Raw genomic sequence first — 5472 nt, forward strand, 5'->3', positions numbered from 1 at the left:
ATAGAAGGATAGATCATATAGAAGGATAGAGCATATAATTAGAAGGCTCATATTTTTTAACACTTAATTATTAAATATTTTTTGATTTTTTGAGTTTCGAGATCTAGATAGCCTTTCTTCTAATGCTGTCACATAATCTTGTCCTTATTAACAAAAAAATTAAAAATTCACTCAAAAATATTAAAATATCCCGTTACTTATAATACCTTTATGCTTAGGCCGAAAATTCTAGGGCTGTTCCGCTTATTCCGTTTTGAACTGTCATTTACAGCAGGAGTGTGCGTGATACTGGGGGAGTTACTGGCATTAGGTACACTTCCTACCATAACCGAAATTATATTGGGGTTTCTAAGCATTTTTTTCATTTCGGCTACGTCTCTCATCCTTAACGACTATTTTGATCTCGAAATGGACAGAATAAACGCACCAGAAAGGCCACTCCCAGCAGGTCTTGTTACTGAACGAGAAGTCGTTTTACTCTCCATTGTTGTGGCAGTGCTTGGACTTATCACAAGCTACCTGATTAGTTTAGAGGCTTTGTTAGTCGTTATTCTGGTCTGGGCAATTGGTTTACTTTACAACTGGCGGTTCAAAAAGGCTGGTCTTATTGGAAATCTAATGGTCAGCTTTTCGGTTGGAATGACTTTTATTTTTGGTGGTATAGTAGTAAACAAACCATTTGAAACAATCGTCTGGCTTTTCGCAATTATATTAATACTTGCAGATTTAGGAGAGGAAATTGCGGCAGATGCTATGGATATTGAAGGCGATAGACAGGCAGGATCTCGTTCTCTAGCCCTGGTAATTGGTCGCGAAAATGCATTGAAAATCAGCGGAGCAGCTTTCTTACTGGTAGTTGCTGCAAGTATCTTGCCGTTTTTGTTTGGCTGGTTAGAACGGATTTATCTGTTTCCCATTTTACTGATGGATCTGGTTATTCTGTACTCAACAGGTAAATTGTTAGACCCAAGAACAGCAAATCGGCGAATTTACATTCGCTGGATATACCTTGCTGGATTGGTGGCATTCTTAATTTTCATATTCATTCGAATGTTCAGGTGAAAGTATTGTGGCAGTTTGATTCCAAGCCTCTCAATACCATACTCACCGGATAATTACAAAAATTCGCCCACAAATTTGGGAAGTCTGTCCAACGGATTCAATATCTGGTGGTTTCATCCACCCGGTCTTGCTCTTAAGGTAATGTCAGCATCTGGACGAAAGCTCCTATCTTTCAACTGATTAGTTAGAAAACTCCACTAAAACAAGAATTGAAACCCAGAAAAACGTTTTCAGCCGGAGATTCACAAATAAGGTCACGATCAATGTTCACTAAAATAAGAATTGAAATTCATATCCAGCAGATAAATCTCTAGCTGGATACATACTATCATAACAGGCCAAACTCGTAAATATTGAGATATATACATGGATTATGCATTTCTTTTTTCCGTTTATTTTTCCCTTTTCATCATTGCCGGAAGAAATGTAAAAATAGTTAAAACCTTCTTTATAAATATCTTATACACCATTGCAGGTGAACCGATGCCAGATATGAAAGAACTTCTACATCACACAGTAATGGCTCCTTCGGGGCACAATACACAGCCCTGGAAGTTCAGGATAAAAGAAAATGCAGTTTTTATTTATCCAGATTTCTCAAGGAGACTCCCGGTTGTTGACCCCCTGGAATGGGAGCTATATATAAGCCTCGGATGTGCACTAGAGAATCTGGTAATAGCTGCCGAGCATGAAGGGTACAGAGCACTGGTGGGATACTCTTTTGAGGACGGGGCTATTTCTGTAAATCTAGAGCTTGCAGACGGTAAAGCCAATAATGACTGGCTTTTCAATGTTATCCATATAAAGCAGAGTACTCGAAGACAATATGACGGAAGACCTATTCCTGGAGCTGATCTGGAAAGGCTTGCATCACTTCCATTAGAGAAGGGAGTGTCGGTGCTTTTTGTGACTGAACCGGAAAAAATAGAAGGGATAATAGGGCTTGTTAAGGAAGGCAACAGCATACAGATGAATGACCGGGATTTTATGCAGGAACTGATTTCATGGATAAGATTCAACGAGGCCGAAGCAAACCGATATCGTGATGGTCTTAGCTCAAAGGCCATGGGAAACCCGTCATCGCCTCGCTTCATAGGAAAATTATTCATGAAATTCTTTTTGAATGCTAAGGGTCAATCGAAAAAGGATGAAAAATACATCAGAAGCTCGTCTGTGTTGATGGTCTTACTGTCGGAAAACAATGATATAATCTCCTGGATCAATACAGGGCGAAGTTTTGAAAGGTTGGCATTATTTGCCACAGCTCTTGGTATCAAAAACGCCCATATCAATCAGCCGTGCGAAGTGCCGGAACTCAAAAAGAAGTTACAAAAGCTATTGTCCGCAGGCAACATACACCCCCAGCTTTTACTACGCCTGGGATATGCAGAGTCTCTTCCCAGATCTCTGAGAAGACCTGTGTCCGAGGTTATAATCTGAATATCTTCCGGTTAACAGGTAATGTTCGAGCTGACTTTCGGTAGATCGACATTTCATTTTCTATAATCATTACTGATGACGAATGATGACGATTTTGAAATGATGCATCCTAATTGTGTGTAGTTATTAGGTTTACATATGATCCACATATGATCCAAACATAATCTCTCATACTAAATTTTAATGGAAAATGATTCAGTGTTTATATGTGTCGTTGGAGTTGAGCCACATGTTAATCAGCTTTAAACCTCACATAAAGTAAGTGAATGTTCAAAAATGGCATCAGGAGGATTATTCAAATTTTTAATGTCGACCTGCCGAAAGTAGGTTCGAGAACAATATCTACTAAAAAAGGGCAAATCATACTACAATTCCAAAAAGAGGAAAACAAAAATGAGAAAAAATACAAGTTTTATAAAAAACAAAGTATTTTAATTTATATTTTCAATGGGCACTGTAGGAATAAACTGTTATTCCGTAGTTACTCCATCGAATTCCGCTTCATTGGCTTCGGCTTCTTCTTTTGTCGCACGCACGATTCCATCCTTGTGGTGCGCCGGTGAATAGATTGTGTAGAGTTTCAACTCCTTCGTTTCCGAAGTATTGATTACATTGTGCTGCGCGCCGGCCGGTACAACTACTGCAACACCGTCCTCAAGGTCGTATTCGTTACCGTCAATTATGCACTTCCCTTTTCCCTGCTCAAAACGGAAAAACTGGTCGTTTTCTTCATGCACTTCCATCCCGATTTCTTCCCCGGGTTTGAGGCTCATAAGTACCAGCTGGCTGTGTTTTGAGGTATAGAGTACCTTGCGGAAATTGTTGTTTTCCAGAGTGGCTTTTTCGATATTTATAGAATATCCTTTCATATATTTTCATTTATAGTTAGTTGTATATAAGAGTATTTGAGATCAAATTTTACTAAATATCCACCTTATGATAAATTAAAAATATTATTTGCATAACTTTAATCTAAGTTCCGTATTTATGCTCCTAAATAAAATTCCTTAAAACCGTCATTGAAATAAATAATTGTTTTCAGGGTTTAATAAAAGTGTATCTCCTTTTGCTGGTTACCCAGAAGACGAACGACACTATTTAAAATGGGGTGGCTGATCATGATCGGGCATTCGAGTTCAAACTTAATACTCAATCTCAGGCAAGAGCAGCATTAATAGTATTTTTCCGATGTGGAATGCTTTCTTTTGCATATCTCATAATTAACTTTGCAAAACTCTCTAAATGCTATATCTACGAATTTGTCCGGTTTGTTGTAAGTGTTCCGGTTTGTTGTAAGCGGATTCTTGCTGTTTGAAATTTATGCGAATAATAAAAGGATTTTCTAAAAATTCAATAAAAGCATTTCCATTTTTTAGTTCTATATGAAAATCTATAGTCTAACTTTTTATATCCAAAGATTAATATACTTGTAAATGCTATTTTTATTTGAAATATATTATATTAACACTGTGATTCATAAGTCATTGTTTAAAATCATAGTTTATTGTTTCTGCAAATTTGAAACTCTTGTATCTGCAATCTAAAAACTATTTCACAAATCAAAATCACTTAAAAAGAAGGAAGCGAGGATTTTGGATACTCAAAAAATGAAAGATCTCATAAGGAAATTTAATGTCTGTATTGAAAGGAATAAAGACCATCAGGCTTATTCAGACTTTAAAGAAGGAGTTAATAAAGGCCTGGATATAGCTAAATATACTTTCGAGGATAATCTGGAAAAACTCTCTCTTTCCGACCTGGACGATGATCCGGACGAAAAAATAAGAGGCTTGGAGAATAACTTTAACCAGCTTTTAGACGGCATCACCCTGTCAAAAAAGCCAAATTTCTCGGAGCAGCGCCTGGATGGAGTGTATACCGGATTCGAAAAATCCAAAAGAATATTTAAAGAATTCATAACCGAATCATTTCCCCTGGAGAACACATAAAAAACCTTGTGACTACAAGTTTAAGAGTTCTACATCTTTGAGGTAATTAAAAGTTCTATTTTTATTTTATTGAAATTAAAAGTTCTATTTTTGTTTTATTGAGCTCTAAACCTCTATTTTTTTATTATTAAGCTCTAAACCTATATTTTTGATTGAGCTTAAAATCTCTATTTTTTAATTGAACTTAAAAACGCTGATTTTTAAGATTAATACTGATTTTTAATCTCAGCACTTTTCTATCAAAAACATAATAAAAATGGAGTATTGATAGGCAGGACTCTGCAGAAAACAAGAAAAATGATAGCATACTGACTCAAGATGACTCAATAATTGGAGAGCGCGACATTCCATGTTAAGAGAAGAAACTAAATTTAAGGAGACATTCTAGTAGAAAGAATAGGAAGTTTTGAACTCGCGCCCGATCAGCCAGCACGTCGGTTTACTGAAGATAGGAAGCATTACACTCATCATAGCCCGCTAACAGAAAAGGAGAAAGTCGAGGTTGAAATCTTCCGGTAGATAATTACCTGTAGAAACTGCAACCTTTCCAGAGAGAAAGAAATAATCCGGAAAATTAGAATATTCATGAGTGAAAACCATTATAATTGGGCTTGTAATCATTTTTTCCGAATTGCTCTTTAGCCTGTGCAGGTACTAAAATAGGTCTGGAATTCTTAAATATCAAAACGTACCGAAAATGTTAAAAAGGATGTTGCATAAACGTGTTTTCAATACCATATGAAGGCAAATAGGAGAAACTAAGACGTCACCAATCGAAATACAAACCTCGGTATGTGCATTGTTGTTTATGTCTGTCTGTGCAGCAATTTTGTTCTTCAGCTGTAAGCTTTTTGCCTGGAGGTACCCAAATTATAATAGAGTTAACAAATTTATGAAACTAATGAAGTATAATAAAGTATAAAAAGAAATAAATACAGTTTTCCATTTTTTTTATTGCTGTTTTTATCCAGTTTTGATTTTTTTTCTATTATTTCTTTTATGTTTTAAGTTTTGTACACTC

At 36.1% G+C, this 5472-nt stretch carries 4 protein-coding genes; 3 read left to right on the forward strand and 1 reads right to left on the reverse strand.

Annotated features, from left to right (window positions below):
- Nucleotides 1-210 precede the first annotated feature (210 nt).
- Together A9239_RS11865 and A9239_RS11870 are read left to right on the forward strand one after the other, a co-directional pair.
- The gene (locus A9239_RS11865) at nt 211-1062 is read left to right on the forward strand and encodes a UbiA family prenyltransferase (protein ID WP_048157129.1); all 852 of its coding nucleotides are present in this window, start codon (nt 211-213) and stop codon (nt 1060-1062) included.
- Between the two features lie 483 nt (nt 1063-1545).
- A complete protein-coding gene (locus A9239_RS11870) occupies nt 1546-2502 on the forward strand; it encodes an Acg family FMN-binding oxidoreductase (protein WP_048157125.1) in 957 nt (318 codons plus the stop codon).
- A 470-nt stretch (nt 2503-2972) separates the two neighbouring features.
- Here A9239_RS11870 and A9239_RS11875 read toward each other — a convergent pair whose 3' ends face one another.
- On the reverse strand, nt 2973-3371 hold the full coding sequence (locus A9239_RS11875) for a cupin domain-containing protein (protein WP_048121218.1): 399 nt from the start codon (nt 3369-3371) through the stop codon (nt 2973-2975).
- A 738-nt stretch (nt 3372-4109) separates the two neighbouring features.
- Here A9239_RS11875 and A9239_RS11880 point away from each other — a divergent pair.
- On the forward strand, nt 4110-4451 hold the full coding sequence (locus tag A9239_RS11880) for a hypothetical protein (protein WP_048123469.1): 342 nt from the start codon (nt 4110-4112) through the stop codon (nt 4449-4451).
- Nucleotides 4452-5472 lie beyond the last annotated feature (1021 nt).

Source organism: Methanosarcina sp. A14, from assembly GCF_001729375.1.
GTDB classification, from domain to species: domain Archaea; phylum Halobacteriota; class Methanosarcinia; order Methanosarcinales; family Methanosarcinaceae; genus Methanosarcina; species Methanosarcina barkeri.